The organism is Citrobacter sp. RHBSTW-00524 (assembly GCF_013747755.1).
GTDB lineage: Bacteria > Pseudomonadota > Gammaproteobacteria > Enterobacterales > Enterobacteriaceae > Citrobacter > Citrobacter braakii.
This window is the reverse complement of the sequence record NZ_CP056421.1, coordinates 873,110-894,398: the sequence shown is the minus strand read 5'-3', so window position 1 is coordinate 894,398 and position 21,289 is coordinate 873,110. Positions and strand designations below refer to the sequence as shown.

Annotated in this window: 23 protein-coding genes and 1 tRNA gene; 17 read left to right on the top strand and 7 right to left on the bottom strand. The window is 51.2% G+C overall.

The genetic code is table 11. The features are described from left to right. The first annotated feature begins 13 nt into the window (after positions 1–13). A complete protein-coding gene (locus tag HV229_RS04415; RefSeq protein ID WP_016154395.1) occupies positions 14–577 on the top strand; it encodes a YqgE/AlgH family protein in 564 nt (187 codons plus the stop codon). After that, complete coding sequence (gene ruvX / locus HV229_RS04410; protein WP_003825428.1) at positions 577–993, top strand: Holliday junction resolvase RuvX; 417 nt, start codon at positions 577–579, stop codon at positions 991–993. Before HV229_RS04415 ends, ruvX begins: the two co-directional genes overlap by 1 nt. Here ruvX and HV229_RS04405 read toward each other — a convergent pair. Continuing rightward, positions 990–1,970, bottom strand: a complete 981-nt coding sequence (locus HV229_RS04405; RefSeq protein WP_016154397.1) for a type IV pilus twitching motility protein PilT — start codon at positions 1,968–1,970, stop codon at positions 990–992. The two genes, ruvX and HV229_RS04405, sit on opposite strands and share 4 nt — an antisense overlap. 17 nt (positions 1,971–1,987) lie before the next feature. Here HV229_RS04405 and HV229_RS04400 point away from each other — a divergent pair, with 17 nt between their 5' ends. From HV229_RS04400 to HV229_RS04360, 9 genes are all read left to right on the top strand, one after another. Continuing rightward, positions 1,988–2,692: a YggS family pyridoxal phosphate-dependent enzyme gene (locus HV229_RS04400; protein WP_094168639.1), complete on the top strand. Its 705-nt coding sequence runs from the start codon at positions 1,988–1,990 to the stop codon at positions 2,690–2,692. Between the two features lie 18 nt (positions 2,693–2,710). Continuing rightward, the gene (locus tag HV229_RS04395) at positions 2,711–3,277 is read left to right on the top strand and encodes a YggT family protein (RefSeq protein ID WP_016154401.1); all 567 of its coding nucleotides are present in this window, start codon (positions 2,711–2,713) and stop codon (positions 3,275–3,277) included. Beyond that, positions 3,274–3,564: a DUF167 family protein YggU gene (yggU, locus tag HV229_RS04390; protein ID WP_005123286.1), complete on the top strand. Its 291-nt coding sequence runs from the start codon at positions 3,274–3,276 to the stop codon at positions 3,562–3,564. Before HV229_RS04395 ends, yggU begins: the two co-directional genes overlap by 4 nt. Positions 3,565–3,571: 7 nt before the next feature. Then, positions 3,572–4,165 (top strand): XTP/dITP diphosphatase, encoded by a 594-nt coding sequence (locus tag HV229_RS04385; RefSeq protein WP_016154402.1) that lies wholly within the window; start codon positions 3,572–3,574, stop codon positions 4,163–4,165. Beyond that, a complete protein-coding gene (gene hemW / locus HV229_RS04380; protein ID WP_181546960.1) occupies positions 4,158–5,294 on the top strand; it encodes a radical SAM family heme chaperone HemW in 1,137 nt (378 codons plus the stop codon). Before HV229_RS04385 ends, hemW begins: the two co-directional genes overlap by 8 nt. Positions 5,295–5,489: 195 nt before the next feature. Beyond that, positions 5,490–6,187 (top strand): IS1 family transposase gene (locus tag HV229_RS04375; RefSeq protein WP_223335778.1). Its coding sequence is split into 2 segments (ribosomal slippage): positions 5,490–5,739 and positions 5,739–6,187, totalling 699 coding nucleotides; the frame shifts between segments, so codons are not numbered across the junction. Positions 6,188–6,384: 197 nt separating this feature from the next. Then, entirely contained in the window at positions 6,385–7,371 is a 987-nt protein-coding gene (locus HV229_RS04370; RefSeq protein ID WP_141875634.1) for a TRAP transporter substrate-binding protein, read from the top strand. Between the two features lie 44 nt (positions 7,372–7,415). After that, positions 7,416–7,919: a TRAP transporter small permease gene (locus HV229_RS04365; RefSeq protein WP_065554317.1), complete on the top strand. Its 504-nt coding sequence runs from the start codon at positions 7,416–7,418 to the stop codon at positions 7,917–7,919. Next, positions 7,919–9,220, top strand: a complete 1,302-nt coding sequence (locus HV229_RS04360; protein ID WP_047499276.1) for a TRAP transporter large permease subunit — start codon at positions 7,919–7,921, stop codon at positions 9,218–9,220. The genes HV229_RS04365 and HV229_RS04360 overlap by 1 nt, the downstream gene beginning before the upstream one ends. A gap of 63 nt (positions 9,221–9,283) precedes the next feature. Here HV229_RS04360 and ansB read toward each other — a convergent pair whose 3' ends face one another. From ansB to trmB, 4 genes are all read right to left on the bottom strand, one after another. Next, entirely contained in the window at positions 9,284–10,330 is a 1,047-nt protein-coding gene (gene ansB, locus HV229_RS04355; RefSeq protein ID WP_016154404.1) for an L-asparaginase 2, read from the bottom strand. 188 nt (positions 10,331–10,518) lie between these two features. Further along, positions 10,519–11,238, bottom strand: coding sequence for a DUF2884 domain-containing protein (locus HV229_RS04350; RefSeq protein ID WP_016154405.1), 720 nt, complete (start codon positions 11,236–11,238; stop codon positions 10,519–10,521). A gap of 49 nt (positions 11,239–11,287) precedes the next feature. Next, entirely contained in the window at positions 11,288–11,614 is a 327-nt protein-coding gene (locus tag HV229_RS04345; RefSeq protein WP_016154406.1) for a YggL family protein, read from the bottom strand. Continuing rightward, positions 11,614–12,333, bottom strand: a complete 720-nt coding sequence (gene trmB, locus HV229_RS04340) for a tRNA (guanosine(46)-N7)-methyltransferase TrmB (RefSeq protein WP_016154407.1) — start codon at positions 12,331–12,333, stop codon at positions 11,614–11,616. Before trmB ends, HV229_RS04345 begins: the two co-directional genes overlap by 1 nt. 160 nt (positions 12,334–12,493) lie before the next feature. Here trmB and mutY point away from each other — a divergent pair, with 160 nt between their 5' ends. The 4 genes from mutY to HV229_RS04320 all read left to right on the top strand — a co-directional run bounded on the left by mutY (position 12,494) and on the right by HV229_RS04320 (position 16,496). Continuing rightward, complete coding sequence (gene mutY / locus HV229_RS04335) at positions 12,494–13,546, top strand: A/G-specific adenine glycosylase (protein ID WP_049268553.1); 1,053 nt, start codon at positions 12,494–12,496, stop codon at positions 13,544–13,546. A gap of 27 nt (positions 13,547–13,573) precedes the next feature. Next, entirely contained in the window at positions 13,574–13,849 is a 276-nt protein-coding gene (locus tag HV229_RS04330; RefSeq protein ID WP_016154409.1) for an oxidative damage protection protein, read from the top strand. A gap of 94 nt (positions 13,850–13,943) precedes the next feature. Continuing rightward, positions 13,944–15,029, top strand: a complete 1,086-nt coding sequence (gene mltC, locus HV229_RS04325; protein ID WP_181546958.1) for a membrane-bound lytic murein transglycosylase MltC — start codon at positions 13,944–13,946, stop codon at positions 15,027–15,029. A 210-nt stretch (positions 15,030–15,239) separates the two neighbouring features. Beyond that, the gene (locus HV229_RS04320; protein WP_016157449.1) at positions 15,240–16,496 is read left to right on the top strand and encodes a nucleoside permease; all 1,257 of its coding nucleotides are present in this window, start codon (positions 15,240–15,242) and stop codon (positions 16,494–16,496) included. 55 nt (positions 16,497–16,551) lie between these two features. On the opposite strand, the gene HV229_RS04315 is transcribed toward HV229_RS04320, so the two are convergent. Continuing rightward, positions 16,552–18,687, bottom strand: a complete 2,136-nt coding sequence (locus HV229_RS04315) for an ornithine decarboxylase (RefSeq protein WP_181546956.1) — start codon at positions 18,685–18,687, stop codon at positions 16,552–16,554. A 468-nt stretch (positions 18,688–19,155) separates the two neighbouring features. Here HV229_RS04315 and HV229_RS04310 point away from each other — a divergent pair, with 468 nt between their 5' ends. Together HV229_RS04310 and HV229_RS04305 are read left to right on the top strand one after the other, a co-directional pair. Continuing rightward, entirely contained in the window at positions 19,156–19,863 is a 708-nt protein-coding gene (locus HV229_RS04310; RefSeq protein ID WP_047357842.1) for a DUF554 domain-containing protein, read from the top strand. Positions 19,864–19,968: 105 nt separating this feature from the next. Then, positions 19,969–20,044 (top strand) — tRNA-Phe (locus HV229_RS04305). Positions 20,045–20,239: 195 nt separating this feature from the next. On the opposite strand, the gene HV229_RS04300 is transcribed toward HV229_RS04305, so the two are convergent. After that, a complete protein-coding gene (locus HV229_RS04300) occupies positions 20,240–21,271 on the bottom strand; it encodes a site-specific integrase (RefSeq protein WP_031624621.1) in 1,032 nt (343 codons plus the stop codon). Between the last annotated feature and the right edge of the window lie 18 nt (positions 21,272–21,289).

Below are 21,289 nucleotides of genomic sequence, written 5' to 3'. Positions count from 1 at the left end.
AGAACCTCTGACAATGAATTTACAGCATCACTTTCTAATTGCCATGCCTGCTCTCCAGGATCCGATTTTCCGCCGTTCCGTGGTGTATATCTGTGAACACAATGAGAACGGAGCAATGGGGATTATCGTCAATAAGCCTCTGGAAAACTTACAAATTGAAGGGATTCTGGAAAAGCTAAAGATTACTCCAGAAGCACGCGATCCTGCCATTCGTCTGGACAAACCGGTGATGCTCGGCGGCCCGCTGGCGGAAGACCGTGGATTTATTCTACACACCCCGCCGTCACGCTTTGCCTCCAGTATTCGCATTTCAGATAACACTATCATCACCACCTCCCGCGATGTACTTGAAACCCTGGGTACGCAGGAGCAGCCATCCGAAGTGCTGGTTGCGCTGGGCTATTCATCATGGGAAAAAGGTCAACTGGAACAAGAGCTATTGGATAACGCCTGGCTCACTGCTCCCGCAGACCTGAACATCTTATTTAAAACGCCGATTGCCGACCGCTGGCGCGATGCGGCGAAGCTTATCGGGATTGATATTCAGACCATGCCTGGCGTGGCGGGACACGCCTGATGAGCGGAACATTACTCTCTTTTGATTTTGGTACGAAAAGTATCGGCGTCGCGGTTGGTCAACGCATTACCGGTACGGCGAGACCCTTGCCCGCCATCAAAGCACAGGACGGCACGCCAGACTGGAGTTTGATTGAACGTCTGCTAAAAGAGTGGCAGCCGGACGAAATCATTGTCGGCCTGCCGCTCAACATGGATGGCACTGAACAACCCCTTACTGCGCGCGCACGCAAATTCGCTAACCGCATTCACGGTCGCTTTGGCGTAACCGTAACGCTGCACGATGAACGTTTGAGCACCGTCGAAGCCCGCTCAGGCCTGTTTGAGCAAGGCGGATACCGGGCGTTGAATAAAGGCAAAGTAGATTCCGCTTCTGCCGTTATTATCCTTGAAAGCTATTTCGAGCAGGGCTACTAAAGTCGTCCCTGCGCCTGGCGCTGCTGCTGACTTTGTGCAAACGTCTGCATACCTGTCTGCTGCCCGGTTTGAATCACACCGGGTAGCTGATGCGTTTTCCCTTCGCGGATCAAATTGCCCACGGCGGGCGTGTTGACGAGCAGTTCGAATAACGCCACGCGTCCTCCCTGCTTATCTTCCTCCAACTTTTGCGAAAGTACCGCCCGCAGGCTGTCTGCCAGCTGGTTACGCACCGGATCTTTCTCCTGAGCGGGAAAGGTGTCCACCAGCCGCGCGATGGCCTGCGCCGCCCCTCGCGTATGTAAGGTTGCCAACACCAGATGCCCGGTCTCCGCTGCCGTTAAGGCCAAACGAATAGTTTCCACGTCGCGCAGCTCGCCCAGCAAAATGACGTCGGGATCTTCGCGTAACGCGCCGCGCAAACCGGCAGCAAAAGAAGCGCAGTGTACGCCCACCTCCCGCTGTTGAATAAGACAACGCTGGCTGGTGTAGCGATATTCAATCGGATCTTCCAGCGTCAGAATATGCCCCGCAATATGTTGATTAAGGTACTCCACCATCGCCGCCAGGGTGGTTGATTTACCGCTGCCAGTGGCTCCAGTGACCAGAACTAATCCATTTTCACCGTGCAGCAGTTCAGGTATGGCCTCCGGAGTCTGAAGATCGTCTAAACGAGGACATTCAAGCGGTAGCAATCTTAGCGCCAGCGAGGTGCCCTGCTGATGAGCAAATGCGCTGGCGCGTAGACGCCGGGAGTCCGCCAGCGTAAGGGCAAAATCAATCTGCCCCTGTTCCCGCCACTGTACCTGTTGTTGCTCACTGAGCCAGCACATCAGCAGATTCTCCACGTCAGGGGGAGTAAATGGTGCTATTTCGACTTTTCCACGTATGCGCCAGCGCGCAGGCCATGCATTGCACAGGTGTAGATCCGACACGTTATGCTTTACACTAAGGGCCACTATTTCTTCCATATTCATATGAACATCCTCGGAAAATGAACGATATCGCGCATAACCTGGCACATGTCCGGGACAAAATCTCAGCCGCCGCGACGCGTTGCGGGCGGTCTTCAGAAGAAGTTATGTTGCTTGCAGTCAGCAAAACCAAACCTGCGAGCGCCATCGAAGAAGCCATGACCGCAGGGCAGCGTGCCTTCGGTGAAAACTATGTCCAGGAAGGGGTGGATAAGATCCGCTACTTTCAAGAAAACGGCGTTAACGATCTGCAGTGGCACTTTATCGGTCCGCTGCAATCGAACAAAAGTCGTCTGGTCGCTGAACATTTTGACTGGTGCCATACGATTGATCGTCTGCGTATCGCTGCCCGTCTGAGCGAACAGCGCCCGGCGGAACTGCCGCCGCTCAATGTGTTGATTCAGATTAATATCAGCGATGAGAACAGTAAGTCAGGTATTCCGCTTGCAGAGCTTGATGCACTGGCCGCTGAAGTCGCCGCGCTGCCACGCATTACCCTGCGTGGCCTGATGGCGATTCCGGCGCCAGAGTCAGATTATGTAAGGCAGTTTGAAGTTGCACAGCAAATGGCGGTAGCATTTGCCGGGTTGAAAACACGTTACCCAAGTATCGACACGCTCTCACTGGGGATGTCTGATGATATGGATGCCGCCATTGCGGCGGGTAGCACGATGGTGCGCATCGGCACTGCCATTTTTGGTGCTCGTGATTACACTAAAAAATAAGGAAAACTAAGGAACACCATGAATACGTTGACCTTCCTGCTCTCAACGGTAATTGAGCTGTATACCATGGCGCTGCTGCTGCGCGTGTGGATGCAATGGTCTCGCTGCGATTTCTACAACCCGTTCTCGCAGTTTATTGTGAAAATCACTCAGCCCATTATTGGGCCGTTACGCCGTATCATTCCCCCGATGGGGCCAATTGACAGCGCATCGGCATTAGTTGCGCTCGTTCTGAGCTTTATCAAGGCCATCGTGCTGTTTAAGGTGGTTACGTTCCAGCCGATCATCTGGATCGCCGCCGTGCTGATTGTCCTGAAGACTATCGGACTGCTGATTTTCTGGGTTCTGCTGGTGATGGCGATTATGAGCTGGGTCAGCCAGGGCCGCAGCCCTGTGGAGTACGTGCTGATTCAACTGGCGGATCCGCTGCTGCGTCCTATTCGTCGCTTACTTCCAGGCATGGGCGGGATCGATTTCTCGCCAATGATCCTGGTTCTGCTGCTGTATGTCATTAACATGGGCATCGCAGAAGTGTTACAGGCGACAGGTAACATGCTGCTGCCGGGGCTGTGGATGGCGCTATGAGTGCCGTTACCCCCTGCGATGACGGTCTGGTTTTACGGCTCTACATTCAGCCTAAAGCCAGCCGTGACAGTATTGTAGGTTTACATGGCGACGAACTAAAAGTCGCCATTACCGCCCCACCGGTTGATGGGCAAGCCAATAGCCATCTGGTGAAGTTTCTCGGCAAACAGTTCCGCGTGGCAAAAAGCCAGGTCGTCATTGAGAAGGGCGAGCTTGGTCGTCACAAACAGGTTAAAATCATTCATCCGCAACAGATCCCGCCCGAAATTGCGGCGCTAACTGATTAGGTATCCCATGCAAAAAGTTGTCCTCGCGACCGGCAACGCCGGTAAAGTGCGTGAACTCGCCTCCCTTCTAAGTGATTTCGGTCTTGATGTTGTTGCTCAAACGGATCTGGGTGTTGATTCTGCAGAAGAGACCGGGCTGACGTTTATTGAGAACGCCATTCTGAAGGCACGTCATGCCGCGCAAATTACCGGTTTACCCGCCATTGCTGATGACTCTGGTCTGGCGGTAAATGCCCTTGGCGGCGCGCCGGGCATCTATTCAGCCCGCTATTCCGGCGAAGATGCAACCGATCAGCAGAACCTGGAAAAACTGCTCCACACCCTGCAGGATGTTCCTGATGACAAGCGCCAGGCACAATTCCACTGCGTGCTGGTGTATATGCGCCATGCAGACGATCCAACACCTGTGGTTTGCCACGGACGCTGGCCGGGCGTTATTGCCCGTGAACCTGCCGGAAACGGTGGTTTTGGCTACGACCCAATCTTCTTTGTGCCCTCCGAAGGGAAAACCGCCGCCGAACTGACCCGCGAAGAAAAGAGTGCGATTTCTCACCGCGGACAAGCACTGAAGCTGCTGTTGGATGCCCTGCGTAATGGTTAAGCTTCCGCCGTTAAGTCTTTACATACACATCCCGTGGTGCGTGCAGAAATGCCCGTACTGCGACTTCAACTCGCATGCGCTTAAAGGCGAAGTCCCTCATGACGACTATGTGCAGCATCTGCTGAGCGATCTGGATTCTGAGGTGGCCCACGCCCAGGGCCGCGAGGTAAAGACGATTTTTATCGGTGGTGGTACGCCGAGCCTGCTTTCTGGCCCGGCAATGCAAACGCTGCTCGACGGCGTGCGCGCACGGCTGAATCTCGCCGCAGATGCAGAAGTCACGATGGAGGCGAATCCCGGTACGGTGGAAGCTGATCGCTTTGTGGATTATCAACGTGCTGGCGTAAACCGTATCTCCATTGGTGTACAGAGCTTTAGCTCCGCCAAACTCGAACGTCTGGGACGTATTCACGGGCCGGAAGAAGCCAAACGTGCAGCGCACCTGGCGAGCGGTCTGGGACTACGCAGCTTTAACCTCGACCTGATGCACGGTTTACCGGATCAGACGCTGGAAGAGGCGCTGGGCGATTTACAGCAGGCCATCGCGCTCAACCCGCCGCATCTTTCCTGGTATCAGTTGACCATCGAGCCGAATACGCTTTTCGGGTCCCGACCACCGGTATTACCGGACGACGACGCGCTGTGGGATATTTTTGAGCAAGGCCACCAGTTGCTGACCGCCGCGGGGTATCAGCAGTACGAAACCTCAGCCTACGCCAGACCGGGTTATCAGTGTCAGCACAACCTAAATTACTGGCGTTTTGGCGACTACTTAGGCATTGGTTGCGGCGCGCACGGCAAAGTCACTTTCACAGACGGTCGCATCCTGCGCACTACCAAAACGCGACATCCGCGCGGATACATGCAAGGACGTTATCTGGAAAGCCAGCGAGATGTCGCCGAGGCCGATAAGCCGTTTGAGTTCTTTATGAACCGTTTCCGGCTGCTGGAAGCCGCGCCTCGCGCGGAGTTCACGCAATATACCGGGCTTACCGAAGACGTTATTCGTCGACAGATCGATGAGGCCATTGCCCAGGGCTATCTGAGTGAATGCGATGAATACTGGCAGATTACCCAACACGGTAAGCTATTTTTGAATTCTCTGCTGGAGCTGTTTCTGGCGGAGTGATCTCTGTGCGCCTGTCGGTGCATTTTCTTCTACAAATTCCTTTAAATATTGTACTCGGAAAAACCGAGTACAATGCACGTCATTTATTGACAATAACCATATTAATTATTTTATTCATTTTAAATAGCCTCTTCACCAACGGTGATGCTGCCAACTTACTGATTTAGTGTATGATGGTGTTTTTGAGGTGCTCCAGTGGCTTCTGTTTCTATCAGCTGTCCCTCCTGTTCAGCTACTGACGGGGTGGTGCGTAACGGCAAAAGCACCGCCGGACATCAGCGCTATCTCTGCTCTCACTGCCGTAAAACATGGCAACTGCAGTTCACTTACACCGCTTCTCAACCCGGTACGCACCAGAAAATCATTGATATGGCCATGAATGGCGTTGGATGCCGGGCAACCGCCCGCATTATGGGCGTTGGCCTCAACACGATTTTCCGCCATTTAAAAAACTCAGGCCGCAGTCGGTAACCTCGCGCATACAGCCGGGCAGTGACGTCATCGTCTGCGCGGAAATGGACGAACAGTGGGGATACGTCGGGGCTAAATCGCGCCAGCGCTGGCTGTTTTACGCGTATGACAGGCTCCGGAAGACGGTTGTGGCGCACGTATTCGGTGAACGCACTCTGGCCACACTGGAGCGTCTTCTGAGCCTGCTGTCGGCCTTTGAGGTCGTGGTATGGATGACGGATGGCTGGCCGCTGTATGAATCCCGCCTGAAGGGAAAGCTGCACGTTATCAGCAAGCGTTACACTCAGCGCATTGAGCGACATAACCTGAATCTGAGACAACATCTGGCAAGGCTGGGACGGAAGTCACTGTCGTTCTCAAAATCGGTGGAGCTGCATGACAAGGTCATCGGGCATTATCTGAACATAAAACACTATCATTAAGTTGGAGTCATTACCTTCACCAACATAAATATATTGAACACAGCGCACAAAATAAGATCAAACTGCTGCCATGCAAAAGGTATGTGATCTATATAGTGGATAGATGTCTGACAACTATATTAATTTATCATACAGAAAAAGGTGAACCATCATCAGATGTCAACCAATTACTGTACCTTAAAGCACGGAGCTTACTTATGAAAATCAAAACCTTTTCCCGCTCGCTAGTCTGTGCGTCCTTGTTGGCGCTACTTAGCACTGGCGCAAATGCTGCTGAAAAAGTGACTCTCAAACTGGCACACAACCTTGAACGTAGCCATGTGGTTCACCAGGCTTTCGAAGAAATGGCCAAAGAGGTAAAACAACTCTCCGACGGTAAAATGATTGTACGTATATATCCCAGTAGCCAAATGGGTAATGCCCGAGAAACGATGGAGTTGTTACAAAATGGCGCGTTGGATATGACAAAAGGTTCTGCCAGTGATTTAGAGTCATTTGATAATATTTATGCCATTTATAATTTACCTTTCTTATTTAAAGATCAAAACCATTTCAATAACGTTGTATTTGGTGAGGTAGGTAAAGACATTATGGAATCCACAAAAGAAAAGGGATTCTTTGCGTTATCTGCTTACGTTGCCGGCACGCGTAGTTTTTATGCCAAAAAACCTATTACCAAACCAGAGGATCTGAAAGGTCTGAAAGTCCGCGTTCAACCCAGCCCCACAACCATTAAAATGGTTGAACTGATGGGCGGATCGCCGACCCCTATTTCCTTCGGTGAGGTTTATACCGCTATGCAACAAGGTGTAGTGGATGGCGCAGAGAATAACGTTCCATCGTGGGTGCAAACACGTCATATCGAAATAGCTAAAGTCTTCTCCGAAGATGAGCACGCCTCTATTCCAGATTTTCTCGTTATCTCAACCAAAACATGGAATAAGCTGACCCCGGAGCAACAACTGATCCTTCGTCAAGCGGCTAAAAATTCCGAGGCTTATCAACAAAAGTTGTGGGATAAAATCGATGCTGATACCCGCGCTCAAGCAAAAGCTATGGGTGGCGAGATTATCAAAGTTGATAAAGCCCCTTTCCGCGCCGCTGTTCAACCGCTGTTTGATGACTTCAAAAAAGACCCAAAACATGCAGCCCTGCTGGCGAAGTTTGAAGACGCAGTACAATAACCCTTTGGGCCATTGATTGGCCCTGTTTCACCAGGAAACTCACCATGATATTTAACCGCCTTAAGCTTGCGGTAGACCGCGTCATTGCCGCATTTTCGGTCATCGTAATGATTGCGCTGGTAGTGTGCGTAGTCTGGCAAGTTTTTAGCCGCTACGTGCTCAATCAGCCCAGCACCTTAACTGACGAACTGGCACGCTTCTTAATGATCTGGGTCGGATTATTAGGTGCAGCCTATACCGTAGGCGCCCAGCGCCACCTGTCTATCGATCTACTGTTCATGTCGATTAATAAACGTAAACAGGCGTTATTGAGCTTATTCATTAATCTGCTGATTTTTGGCTTTGCAGGTTCAGTCATCGTTACCGGCGGTATCAAGCTGATTAATAAAACGCTGGCAACGGTGCAAGTTTCTGCGGCTATGCAAATTCCAATGGGTTACGTGTATATCATCCTGCCGCTCAGCGGCGCAGTCATGATGTTCTATGCCCTGTGGTTTATTCACCAAAATATTCAGCAACTGAAACAATCTTCGCAGGGAGTAATTTGATGGAAGGCTATATCGCACTAACCCTGTTTGGCTGCTTCTTTGTCCTGGTGTTCATTGGCGTACCTATTTCGTTCTCCATCGGTATCGCCACTGTAGCCTCAATGCTGCTGATGTTTCCTTGGGATGTTGCCGTTATCACTGTCTCTCAACGTCTGGCAAACGGATTAGATAATTTTGCCCTATTGGCGATCCCGTTTTTCATTTTCGCAGGTACGCTGATGAACAGCGGTGGGATCGCCATCCGGCTAATTAACCTGGCGCAGGTGATGGTTGGGCGAGTTCCCGGCTCACTTGGTCATGTCAACGTGCTGGCAAACATGATGTTTGGTTCGATATCCGGCTCTGCCGTTGCCGCTGCTGCAGCCGTTGGCGGTACGCTTAATCCTATTCAGACAAAGCAAGGATACGACCCAACCTTCTCGACAGCCGTTAACGTTTCCTCCTGTATTACCGGGCTGTTAATTCCACCATCAAATGTGTTAATTGTGTTTTCTCTTACTGCTGGCGGTGTTTCAGTTGCTTCGTTGTTTATGGCGGGTTATTTACCAGGGATCCTGATGGGGCTTTCGATCATGGTGGTATGCGCCATTATCGCCAAACGCCGTGGTTATCCCCTGTCGGAAAGGCCAACCTGCGCACAGGCAGTAAAAGCACTTCTGGATGCGCTACCGAGTCTGTTACTGGTCATCATTGTGATGGGGGGTATTTTAGGTGGGATCTTTACCGCAACAGAAGCCTCAGCGATTGCGGTCGTCTACACCTTCATTCTCTCGGTGCTGATTTACCGGGAAGTAAAATGGCGTGATTTACCAAAGCTGATCCTGGAATCAGTCGTGATGACCTCTATCGTACTGTTACTGATCGGCTTCTCTGTCGGCATGTCCTGGGCGATGACCAATGCCGATATTCCCTACATGATCAGTGACACATTAATGGGTATTTCCGATAATCCACTGATCATCCTACTGTTAATCAATATTGTACTACTGGTTGTTGGGATCTTTATGGATATGACACCGGCAGTCCTGATCTTTACCCCCATTTTCTTGCCAATCGCTCAAGAGTTAGGTATGGATCCGGTACATTTCGGCATCATGATGGTCTCCAACCTGTGCATTGGTCTGCTGACACCGCCGGTAGGAAGTGCATTGTTTGTAGGCTGTTCGATTTCTGGCGTGAAGATCCAGCAATTGATCAAACCCCTGCTGCCGTTTTACGCCGCATTGCTGGTCGCACTCATGATGATCGTATACATTCCACAGATCTCTCTGTTTATTCCACAGATGCTGGGGTTGATGTAAATACGAAGAGTAACTGCTTCTGGAGAATGCCCCAACGCTACGGTAGGGGCATTTTTTATGCCATTAATACTGATTAAACATTTCCTGGATCTGCTTAGGATCCTTGGTTTGGGTCAGAGCCAATTGCAGCAGAACACGCGCTTTTTGCGGGTTCAGAGAGCCTGACGCCACAAATCCGTATTTCGCATCATCAACTTCAGCATCCTGGGTGGTGGCGCCCGTTGGTACACGGGATGAACGCACTACAACGGTACCTTTATGCGCGGCAGTAGCCAGCGTGTCGAAAATGGTTTTATACAGGTTACCGTTACCTACACCCGCACTGACGATCCCGGCGTAACCCGCGTCTACCAATGCTTTGGCTGGCAGATCGGAGGCGTTAGCGTAGTTGTAAACAATCCCAACTTTCGGCAGCTCGGTCAGCTTAGATACGTCGAACGGCGTGGATGTGGTGTGCTTACGCGCAGGCGTACGCTGGTAGTCGATTTTACCGTTATGGATATACCCCAGCGGACCATAGTTAACGGATTTGAAAGTAGCGACATCCGTAGTGTTAGTTTTGGTCACGTCGCGACCATCCATAACGGTGTCGTTCATCACCACCAGCACACCACGGTTGGCAGAGGCTTTGTCCGCGGCGGTTACCACGGCGTTATACAGGTTGAACGGGCCATCAGCGCTCATACCTGTAGACGGACGCATTGCGCCGACCAGCACCACCGGCTTGTTGCACTTGACGGTGAGATCGAGGAAATAGGCGGTTTCTTCCATGGTATCCGTACCATGTGTTACCACGAAGCCGTCAGTTTTATCACACTCGGTATTAATCTTTTTCGCCAGCGTTAGCCAGACTTCGTCATTCATATCCTGGGAGCCGATGTTTACCACCTGCTCGCCTTTCACAACGGCGATATCTTTCAACTGAGGTACGGCATCAACCAAATTTTCTACGCCGACTTTGCCTGCCGTGTAGTTAGATTTTGTTGCGGAGTCACCACCGCCGGCAATCGTCCCGCCGGTAGCTAAAATAGTGATGTTTGGCAGTGCAAGCGCCGCGCCGCTGAAACCCATAACCAGTGCGGCAAGTGCCGTTCTCTTGAAAAACTCCATGTTATTTCTCCAGTTACTTGAATTTGCAGCATTATGTCTATCTTACAGATGAATAATGTGACGCCATCCAATTAACCAGATTTATATCTCCATCAAATTGTTATTCTTAGAGATGGATATCAAAAAAACAGAAAAATACAAAATAAAACGGCACAGAATGTTTCTGTGCCGTTAAAAAGAGGTGAAGATTATTTCAGATTGCTAACCAGCGTCTTACGATCGTTTTCCAGCGTCACGACGCGGGCGCAGACATCTTTGCCAAACTGCTGGAAGTCTTGTTCCTGATTCTTCCATTCGTTCTGAATTGAGGTTTGCAAACCTCCGAGGCTTCCGAGCACGCCCTGCAGCGGATTACCACCGCCTTTGAGCACGGCTTTCGCCCCCATCTCGTTGATGCTGTCCTGCAAAATACCGCCCATCGCCTGATTGACCAGCTGTTGTCCATCCGCGCGGACCTGATCAATCGCCTTATAATGGAAGGTCAGGCCGTCAGTGCGATGCTCAATAATGCGGTTCATCTGCTCTTTCAATTGCGCATCCAGCTTAGTTAAGCGGCCACGCATGTTGCTGCTTTCGCCGACCTCTTTGGCGATGATTTTATCCAGCGCCACGCGACCTTTCTCCACGCGCGCTCTGGCACCTTCGTCAATCCACGGCAGGCTGCTACGCAACGCCGCCTGATAATCTTTAGCCTGCTCACGCTGCGCGGCGTTCAGGTTGTACTGTTTACCGTTAAAGGTGACATCACCGGCCTGGGTAATGACCAGGTTGCCGTTCTCACCCTTCACCTGTACCGTTTGTGGACTCAAAATCACATCGTCACGCGGGGTGACGCTGCACTGATAATCAGCATGTGCGGCCATCGCCGTGAACGTTAGGACTGCCGCCAGCAGCGTTTTGCGCATCATATCTTTCCCTCAATACAAATTGGGCCGGCATTTGCCGACCCTTTGCTACTTAGTCCCACCAAATATCGAAAAGTTCGCTGGTGCGCACTTCTTCGAGTTTGTGCTCTTCCAGCCACTTACGCACGATAGCCTGATGTTCTTCGGTGCATTTGCCGATTTCCTGCAGACAGATCAGACCTTCCCAGGCCAGATAGCCGCTGCCGTCAAAGGCCAGCTTGTTCGGTTCGATAACTTCATTGATAAAATCATCAACGATTTGATCGACCTGCTCTCCAGATGTACCTTCCGGGAAACGCCATGCAACCGAAAATCCTACTTCCTGGAATTCGTCGATGTGCATTTTTTTACGCAGACGACGGCTACGGTTCTTTGCCATTATTTCACCCTCTCGAACATTAAGTCCCATACGCCGTGGCCAAGACGATGACCACGTTGTTCAAATTTGGTTACCGGGCGCGATTCCGGGCGCGGTACATAATCGTTACTCTCTGACTGGTTTTTATACCCGTCAATCGAGGACATCACTTCAAGCATGTGCTCCGCATAGGCTTCCCAGTCGGTTGCCATGTGGAACACGCCGCCCAGCTTCAGCTTGCTTAAGATATGCTCAGCAAACGGTACCTGAACGATACGGCGTTTATTATGACGTGCTTTATGCCACGGGTCAGGGAAAAACAGCTGAACCATAGATAAAGAATTGTCAGGAATCATTTTATGCAGGACTTCGACGGCATCATGGCACATGACACGCAGGTTCTCGACGCCCTCTTCATGAGCTGAAGCCAGACACGCGCCAACGCCCGGTGAGTGAACCTCAATGCCGAGGAAATTTTGCTCCGGACGCGCTTTCGCCATCGCCACCAGCGAAGCCCCCATACCAAAACCAATTTCAAGCGTGACTGGCGCATCGCGACCAAACAGCGCAGCGAAATCCACAGGTTCTTCGCTGAACTCAACGCCCATCACCGGCCAGTAGTTTTCCAGCGCGTGTTCCTGCCCTTTCGTCAGTCGCCCCTGGCGACGAACAAAACTACGAATCCGGCGCAGAGGGCGGCCGTTTTCATCAAATTCCGGTGAAATGACGTCGTTCTTCATAAAAGTTTAGTCTGCTGTGTTTGAGTTCTGAAAACGGGCATTATCCAAAGTTAGTTGCCGGATGCAAGTAAAGGAAGAAAGTGAGCAGCGGAAAGTTCCGGTTTACACCCCGTTGCCGCTGTGCTGCAATCTTGCCCCCGGCAATAATGAAACGGTAATCATGCAAGCGTCTCAATTCTCGGCTCAGGTTTTGAGCTGGTACGACAAATACGGGCGGAAAACGCTGCCCTGGCAAATTGATAAGACGCCTTACAAAGTATGGCTCTCTGAGGTGATGCTGCAACAAACTCAGGTTGCGACCGTTATCCCCTACTTTGAGCGCTTTATGGCGCGCTTCCCAACGGTAACGGATTTAGCCCATGCGCCGCTGGATGAAGTCCTGCATTTATGGACCGGGCTGGGCTATTACGCCCGAGCGCGTAATCTGCATAAAGCCGCGCAACAGGTTGTGACGCTGCACGGCGGCTCATTCCCGCAAACCTTTGATGAAGTGGCCGCCCTGCCAGGCGTCGGACGTTCAACTGCAGGCGCGATCCTTTCTCTCTCCCTGGGTCAGCATTTTCCGATTCTTGACGGTAACGTCAAACGAGTGCTGGCTCGCTGTTATGCTGTAAGCGGCTGGCCGGGTAAAAAAGAGGTCGAAAAGAAACTGTGGGAATTGAGCGAGCAGGTTACGCCAGCCCATGGGGTGGAGCGGTTTAATCAGGCGATGATGGATTTAGGCGCCATGGTCTGTACGCGCTCAAAACCCAAATGTTCCCTGTGTCCGTTGGAAAATGGCTGTGTGGCGAGCGCCAATGCAAGCTGGGCGCTGTACCCGGGTAAAAAGCCCAAACAGACATTACCAGAACGGACGGGCTATTTTTTACTGATGCAGCATGAAAACGAGGTGTTGCTCGCGCAGCGACCACCCAGCGGCTTATGGGGTGGCTTATACTGTTTTCCGCAGTTTGATGATGAGGATGGGCTACGCGACTGGCTGGCGCAACGGCAAATTAACGCAGATAATCTGACCCAACTTAATGCGTTTCGCCATACCTTTAGCCATTTCCACTTAGATATTGTGCCTATGTGGCTTCCCGTGTCCTCATTCACCTCATGCATGGATGAAGGCAACGCGCTCTGGTATAACTTAGCGCAACCGCCGTCGGTCGGACTGGCGGCCCCCGTGGAGCGTTTGTTACAGCAATTACGTGCCGGCACACAGGTTTAACGTACCGGTCGATAAAGAGGATTTTTTATGAGCAGAACGATTTTTTGCACTTTCCTGCAACGCGAAGCAGAAGGACAGGATTTTCAGCTGTACCCGGGCGATCTGGGAAAACGCATCTATAACGAGATTTCTAAAGAAGCATGGGCGCAATGGCAGCATAAACAAACCATGCTGATTAACGAGAAGAAACTCAATATGATGAACGTTGAACACCGTAAGTTACTGGAACAGGAGATGATTAACTTCCTGTTTGAAGGTAAGGATGTGCATATTGAAGGCTATACGCCTGAAGAAAAAAAATAAGCATCGCTTGCTGGCAATCTCGTAGGCCGGATAGGGTGCTTGCACCGCCATCCGGCAAAACGATACAACAACAAACACAACACGCACTCCCGGAATGATGAAAAAATTTCTCGCGCTTGCCGTTATCGCGCCGTTGCTCATCTCCTGTTCCAGTTCGACCAAAAAAGGCGATTCCTATAACGAAGCCTGGGTCAAGGATACCAACGGTTTTGATATTCTGATGGGGCAATTTGCCCATAACATTGAGAATCTGTGGGGATTTAAGGAAGTGCTGATTGCGGGTCCGAAGGACTACGTAAAGTATACCGATCAGTATCAAACCCGCAGCCATATCAATTTTGATGACGGTACGATAACCGTCGAGACCATTGCCGGGACAGATCCCGCCGGACATCTGCGTCGAGCGATTATCAAGACGTTGCTGATGGGTGATGATCCGGGTTCTATCGACCTCTATTCCGATGTCGACGACATTAAGATTTCCAAAGAGCCGTTCCTGTACGGGCAGGTAGTCGATAATACCGGCCAGCCTATTCGTTGGGAGGGACGTGCAACCAACTTTGCCAACTACCTGCTACAAACGCGACTGAAAAAGCGCAGCAATGGCTTGCGTATCATCTATAGCGTGACGCTCAATCTGGTCCCGAACCACCTTGATAAGCGCGCGCATAAATACGTCGGCATGGTACGTCAGGCTTCACGTAAGTATGGCGTCGACGAGTCACTGATTCTGGCCATCATGCAAACCGAATCCTCGTTTAACCCGTATGCGGTCAGCCATGCCGATGCGCTGGGACTCATGCAGGTGGTACAACACAGCGCCGGAAAAGATGTGTTCCGTTCCCAGGGGCGCTCAGGCACGCCAAGCCGTAGCTTCTTGTTTGACCCGGCCAGCAACATTGATACCGGTACTGCCTATCTGGCAATGCTGAATAATGTCTATTTGGGCGGCATTGATAATCCGACCTCACGTCGCTATGCGGTGATCACCGCGTATAACGGCGGTGCGGGCAGCGTGCTGCGCGTGTTCTCGAACGATAAAATTCAGGCCGCAAACATCATTAACAGCATGTCCCCTGGGGACGTTTATCAAACGCTGACCACCCGACACCCATCTGCTGAATCACGCCGATATCTTTACAAGGTCAATTCCGCACAAAAATCATATCGTCGCCGCTAATGTATCCCTCTCTTGCCCCCTAAAACGGGGGCCTGAAGGAGGAAAAACGTTAACTCCATCACTCTTTTGCTTTGCAATCCGAAATTGTTTGCAAATATTTGTCACAGGTAACAAAAAAAGAGTGCCTCTCGTTGATAGAATCACATCATATAGCCACGGCAAATGTGCCTTTTAAAACATTCATCCGCATTACGGTGTGAGGAAATTAACATGAATCTTAAGCTGCAGCTGAAAGTTCTCTCGTTTCTGCAGTTCTGCTTATGGGGTAGTTGGCTCACTACCCTCGGCTCCTATATGTTTGTCACCCTTAAATTTGATGGTGCATCCATTGGCGCGGTGTACAGCTCGCTGGGGATCGCCGCCGTGTTTATGCCTACGCTGTTAGGGATCGTGGCTGACAAATGGATCAGTGCAAAATGGGTGTACACCATTTGTCACCTGGTCGGCGCAGCAACGCTGTTCGCCGCAGCCGAAGTCACCACGCCAGGTGCCATGTTCTTTGTGATCTTGCTTAACTCCCTGGCCTATATGCCAACGTTGGGGTTAATCAACACCATCTCTTACTATCGCCTGCAATCAGCCGGGATGGATATTGTTACAGACTTCCCGCCAATCCGTATCTGGGGCACCATCGGCTTTATTCTGGCGATGTGGGCGGTAAGCTTCTCCGGCTTTGAACTGAGCCATATGCAGCTGTATATCGGCGCGACGCTGTCCGTCGTATTGGCGCTGTTTACCCTGACGCTGCCGCATATCCCGGTCGCCAATCAGCAGAAAAACCAGAGCTGGTCTTCCATGTTGGGCCTGGATGCCTTCGCGCTGTTTAAAAACAAGCGTATGGCGATTTTCTTCATCTTCTCTATGATGCTGGGCGCAGAGCTGCAAATTACCAATATGTTCGGTAATACCTTCCTGCACAGCTTCGATAACAATCCGCTGTTCTCCGGCAGCTTCATCGTTGAACACGCGTCGGTGATGATGTCGATTTCGCAGATCTCCGAGACGCTGTTTATCCTGACCATCCCGTTCTTCTTAAGCCGTTACGGTATTAAGAACGTGATGCTTATCAGTATCGTGGCGTGGATGCTGCGCTTTGGCCTGTTTGCCTACGGCGATCCAACACCGTTTGGTACCGTGCTGCTGGTTCTGTCGATGATTGTTTACGGCTGCGCCTTCGACTTCTTCAACATCTCTGGCTCCGTGTTTGTAGAGAAAGAAGTTCGCCCTGAAATCCGCGCCAGCGCACAAGGCATGTTCCTGATGATGACCAACGGCTTCGGTTGTATTCTGGGCGGTCTGGTGAGCGGTAAAGTAGTTGAACACTATACGCTGAACGGTATTACCGATTGGCAGACCGTGTGGCTGATCTTCGCAGGTTACTCGCTGGTTCTGGCTTTTGCCTTCGTTGCGCTGTTTAAATACAAACACGTACGCGTTCCGGCAGGCGCCCAGACTATCGCGCACTAATCTTTATTGATTAAATAGGGTCACCTGATGGTGGCCCTATTTGGTCAGATGACGCTTACTTCAGAACATATCCATACAGACGTTTAATACCGTCTGCATCCGTTTCACTGTAAACCCCTTGCAGCTCCGGCGAGAAGCCCGGCAGCAGGTTTATGCCCTCTTCCAATGCCAGGAAGTAACGTTGCACCGCCCCGCCCCATACTTCGCCCGGTACCACGCACAGTACGCCCGGAGGATAAGGCAGCGCGCCTTCTGCCGCAATGCGACCAGCGGCATCACAAATACGCACCAGTTCAACATCACCGCGGATAAAGGCGCTGTTAGCATCCTGCGGGTTCATCGCCACGGCAGGTAAACTCTCCTGACGGAACATCGCTTTTTGCAGATCTTTCACATCAAAGCTGACGTACAGTGAGTGCATCTCCTGACACAGTTCACGCAGCGTGTAATCCCGGTAACGTACCGGATACTTGTTGAAGATGGTGGGCAGTACGTTTGCCAGCGGCGTATCGTCTTCAATATGTTGTTCAAACTGCGCCAGCATCGCGACCAGTTGCGCCAGTTTCTCAGCGCTTTCTGCCGGGGTCAGCAGGAACAGAATCGAGTTAAGGTCGCATTTCTCCGGCACGATACCGTTTTCACGCAGATAATGCGCCAAAATCGTCGCCGGAATGCCAAACTCAGTATATTGCCCGGTTTGCGCATCAATGCCCGGAGTGGTTAACAGCAGTTTGCAGGGATCGACAAAATACTGGTCGCGCGCATATCCAGAAAAACCATGCCATTTAGCACCAGGTTCAAAGCTAAAGAAGCGACGCTCGCTGGCAATCACCTGTGTCGGATAGCTTTCCCACGGTTTGCCATCCACTACCGGAGGAATAAACGGTTGAAGCAGCTTACAGCGGGTAATAATCGCTTTGCGGGCCTCGATCCCCAGCGTCACACATTCCGCCCATAGCCGACGGCCGCTCTCGCCTTCATGGATTTTGGCGTTAACGTCCAGCGCCGCAAACAGCGGGTAAAACGGGCTGGTGGAAGCATGCAGCATAAACGCATTGTTCAGACGCTTATGCGGGCAGAAGCGCGCCTGGCCGCGAATATGGTTATCCTTTTTATGGATCTGCGAGGTTTGCGAGAATCCGGCCTGCTGTTTGTGTACCGACTGAGTGACAAAGATCCCCGGATCGTTAGCATTGAGCTCTAGCAGCAGCGGCGACCCATCGGCCATCATCGGGATAAATTGCTCGTAACCGACCCATGCGGAATCAAACAGGATGTAATCGCACAGGTGACCGATCTTGTCGATCACCTGCCGGGCGTTGTAGATCGTACCGTCATAGGTACCCAACTGAATGATCGCCAGACGGAACGGGCGCAGTTGATCAGCCTTTTGCGGCGCAACTTCTCGAAGTTGCTGGCGCAGATACTCCTCATCAAAGCAGTGCTCATCAATGCCGCCAATAAAGCCAAACGGATTACGCGCCGCTTCCAGATAAACCGGCGTAGCACCCGCCTGGATCAGCGCCCCGTGGTGGTTCGATTTATGATTGTTGCGGTCAAACAGCACCAGATCGCCGCGCGTCAGCAGCGCATTGGTGACCACTTTATTGGCCGCAGAGGTCCCATTCAGCACAAAGTAGGTTTTATCCGCGTGGAAAACTTTCGCAGCAAATTTCTGCGCATGTTTCGCTGATCCTTCATGAATCAACAGATCGCCAAGCTTAACGTCAGCGTTGCACATATCCGCGCGAAACAGATTCTCACCAAAGAACTCATAGAAATGTCGGCCCGCAGGATGCTTCTTAAAAAACTCACCGTGTTGGTGTCCCGGGCAGGCAAACGTGCTGTTCCCCATTTCGACATACTGGGTAAGCGTGTCATAGAACGGCGGCAGCAGCTCTTCCTCATACTGACAGGCAGCAGATTCCAGCTCCAGCCAGTCCTGAGCCTGACCGCGAATTACCGCATTAACGCCCGCAGGCACATCAACATCAGACTCTGCGAACAGAAACACCGGTAGATGAAAACCGGTGCGTTTCAGCAAAGCCAGGATCCCACTGCGGCTGTCCGCAACGGTAATGACGACTGCCGCAACGTCAGTAAAATCAGTACTGTCCAGCGACACCACCTGACGATGGCTGGACAGACGAGAAACCAGTTCACTACTGGCGGCAATTTTCATTGATTTCATAAGCGCAATAACCCGTTTCGGGAAAATCAAAAGTCCCGGACAACGCCGCATGGCTTTGCCCACGAAATGACAGGTCAAACTGGTTACCAGCCCCGCCCGCCAGACATCAGTAAAAGCAGATAGCCTCTGATTTTACTGTTATCCTGCAGTGAGCGTGCGCTGCCCTCACCGCATGGTGGGAGCGTAAAGATAAGTCGCGGGAAGGGGCAAACGTCGCGCAAAAAGGCGATGTTGAAGGCGATGTAGGGGGAGTAATATCATCCCAGGCAGCCCCATTCAGACAGAAGAAAATTCGCGCAATCATGGCACCTTTCACTTACAGGCGCAAGATAAAATCCTGTGCGAAAACCTTACAGATAAGCAAGCATTTCGTCTGAAAGTTGCGGCATAATAATGCAATCTGAAACATAATTTCACCCAGCTAATTGCCTTTAGTATCAAGACGATGATGGGTATGCAGGAGCAAATGTGGTAATCGGACCCTTTATTAATGCCAGCGCCATTTTATTTGGTGGCATTCTCGGCGCGCTGCTCAGCCAGCATATACCAGAACGCATTCGGGTCTCCATGACCTCTATTTTCGGGCTGGCCTCGTTAGGGATTGGTATCTTGCTGGTTATCAAATGCGCCAATCTACCGGTGATGGTTCTGGCAACGCTCGTCGGCGCGTTAATTGGCGAGTTTTGTCATCTGGAAAAAGGGATCAATGCTGCGGTAGCCAAAGCGCAGCAGCTTTTCACCCGCTCGGACGCCAACGTTACGCACGAATCCTTTATTCAAAGCTATGTGGCTATCATTGTGCTGTTTTGCGCCAGCGGTACCGGGATCTTCGGTGCGATACATGAAGGGATGACCGGCGACCCGAATATTTTAATCGCCAAGTCATTTTTGGATTTCTTCACGGCCATCATTTTTGCCTGTTCATTAGGAATCGCGGTATCCGCCATTTGCATGCCGATGCTGGCAATCCAGTTAACGCTTGCCACCTGTGCAGCACTGATTTTACCCCTGACGACGCCAGCTATGATGGCCGATTTCAGCGCCGTAGGCGGTCTATTGCTGCTAGCAACCGGTTTGCGTATTTGTGGCATCAAGATGTTTGCGGTTGTGAATATGCTTCCTGCCCTGCTGCTGGCAATGCCGCTTTCCGCCGCCTGGACGGCATTTTTTGCCTGAGAATGCGTGCATTAGCAGCAATGTGGTGATAGATTGTGCAGTCTGCATTGATTTGAAGAAATTTCGTTGACGAAGCGAAGCGAATCGGGTTTAATGCGCCTCGTTGCCCGGATAGCTCAGTCGGTAGAGCAGGGGATTGAAAATCCCCGTGTCCTTGGTTCGATTCCGAGTCCGGGCACCACTAATTTTGCATCAAAGCACGCTGGTTAGGAGATGAGAACCTTAACGGGCGGTTAATACAGGGGCCGGTCATTACGGAATGTCCTCCGGTGTAGGCGTATCTGCACTGGTTAACGTTTCTGAATCAGTCCCTCAAGTGAGGGAGCCTGTTCGCGCAGGCTCCCTTCTCTCGATCACTGGCAATAATCCCAGTCAATCAGTTTTGTGTCAATAGTTGTAATTCCCTTTCTACACAGAGATCTGTGTGCAGGGACAATTCTTCTTCCAGTGTTTTTCCCACAATGTCCATCTTGAGTTCCACATATTCCATTGTTGTGCTTACGCTACGATGACCCAGTAAATCTTTAACCAGCTGAAGATTCCTTTCCGGTGCTTTCATCAGTTCTGTAGCCAGGGTATGTCTGAAACGGTGCGGCGAAACGGCAAAACCACATTCCTTTGACAGACGGCGAAAAAAGGAGCGGATCTTTTGATGCATCACTGTCACATCATTTCTGTCAAATTTTGCTTTTTTCCCGGCAATGTAAAAACTGACATCGAAGAGGTTATCTTTTGGCCCGGCTCCAGCCTCCGTTGCCCGTGTAAGAAGAAGCTGTAGCCGCAAACGCAGCTGCTTAACAACGGGAACGCGCCATTCCCTGTGCGTTTTACTCCCCTCAAGGCGCAGATCTATATAGCCTTCTGTCAGATTGACGTCCCTGAGCTGAATATGCAGCAGTTGATTTTGCCTCATTCCCGTATATCTGAGCGTATCCAGGACGGTTATCCAGAACCAAGCCGGGTAAAGCGCACTCCGCCCGCCACGTGCGAAAATTTTCCGGTTGGATTCAATTTCAGCCTGCTGCATTATCAGATAAAGGCGGGTTAGCTGAGAGCGGTTTAAAGTCCGTTTTTTCTTTCTGTCCCGCTGTACAGTGCAGTTGTTAAAAGGGTTTTTGCCCGCAGGCAATAAACCACTTTCCATAGCATAGTTATAGAGGGCCCTGAGATGTGCAATTTTATTGTTCCAGGTCTGCGCCGATTGTTGTTTTTCTCTGAGTACATATCGCCGCCATCTTAGAACTTCATGATGAGTAACCATTGATGGGGTTATGTCAGCCCCCGTAAATTTCAGGAACCCCTTTACAACCTTTGCGTAGCTCCATTCTGTTGCAGCGCGCAGGTTTCGGGCGAAGAAGTACTCCTCAAGCAATTCTTCCCATGTCGTATAATGGTTTTTGTCAGACATACAGCATTTCCTTTTTCT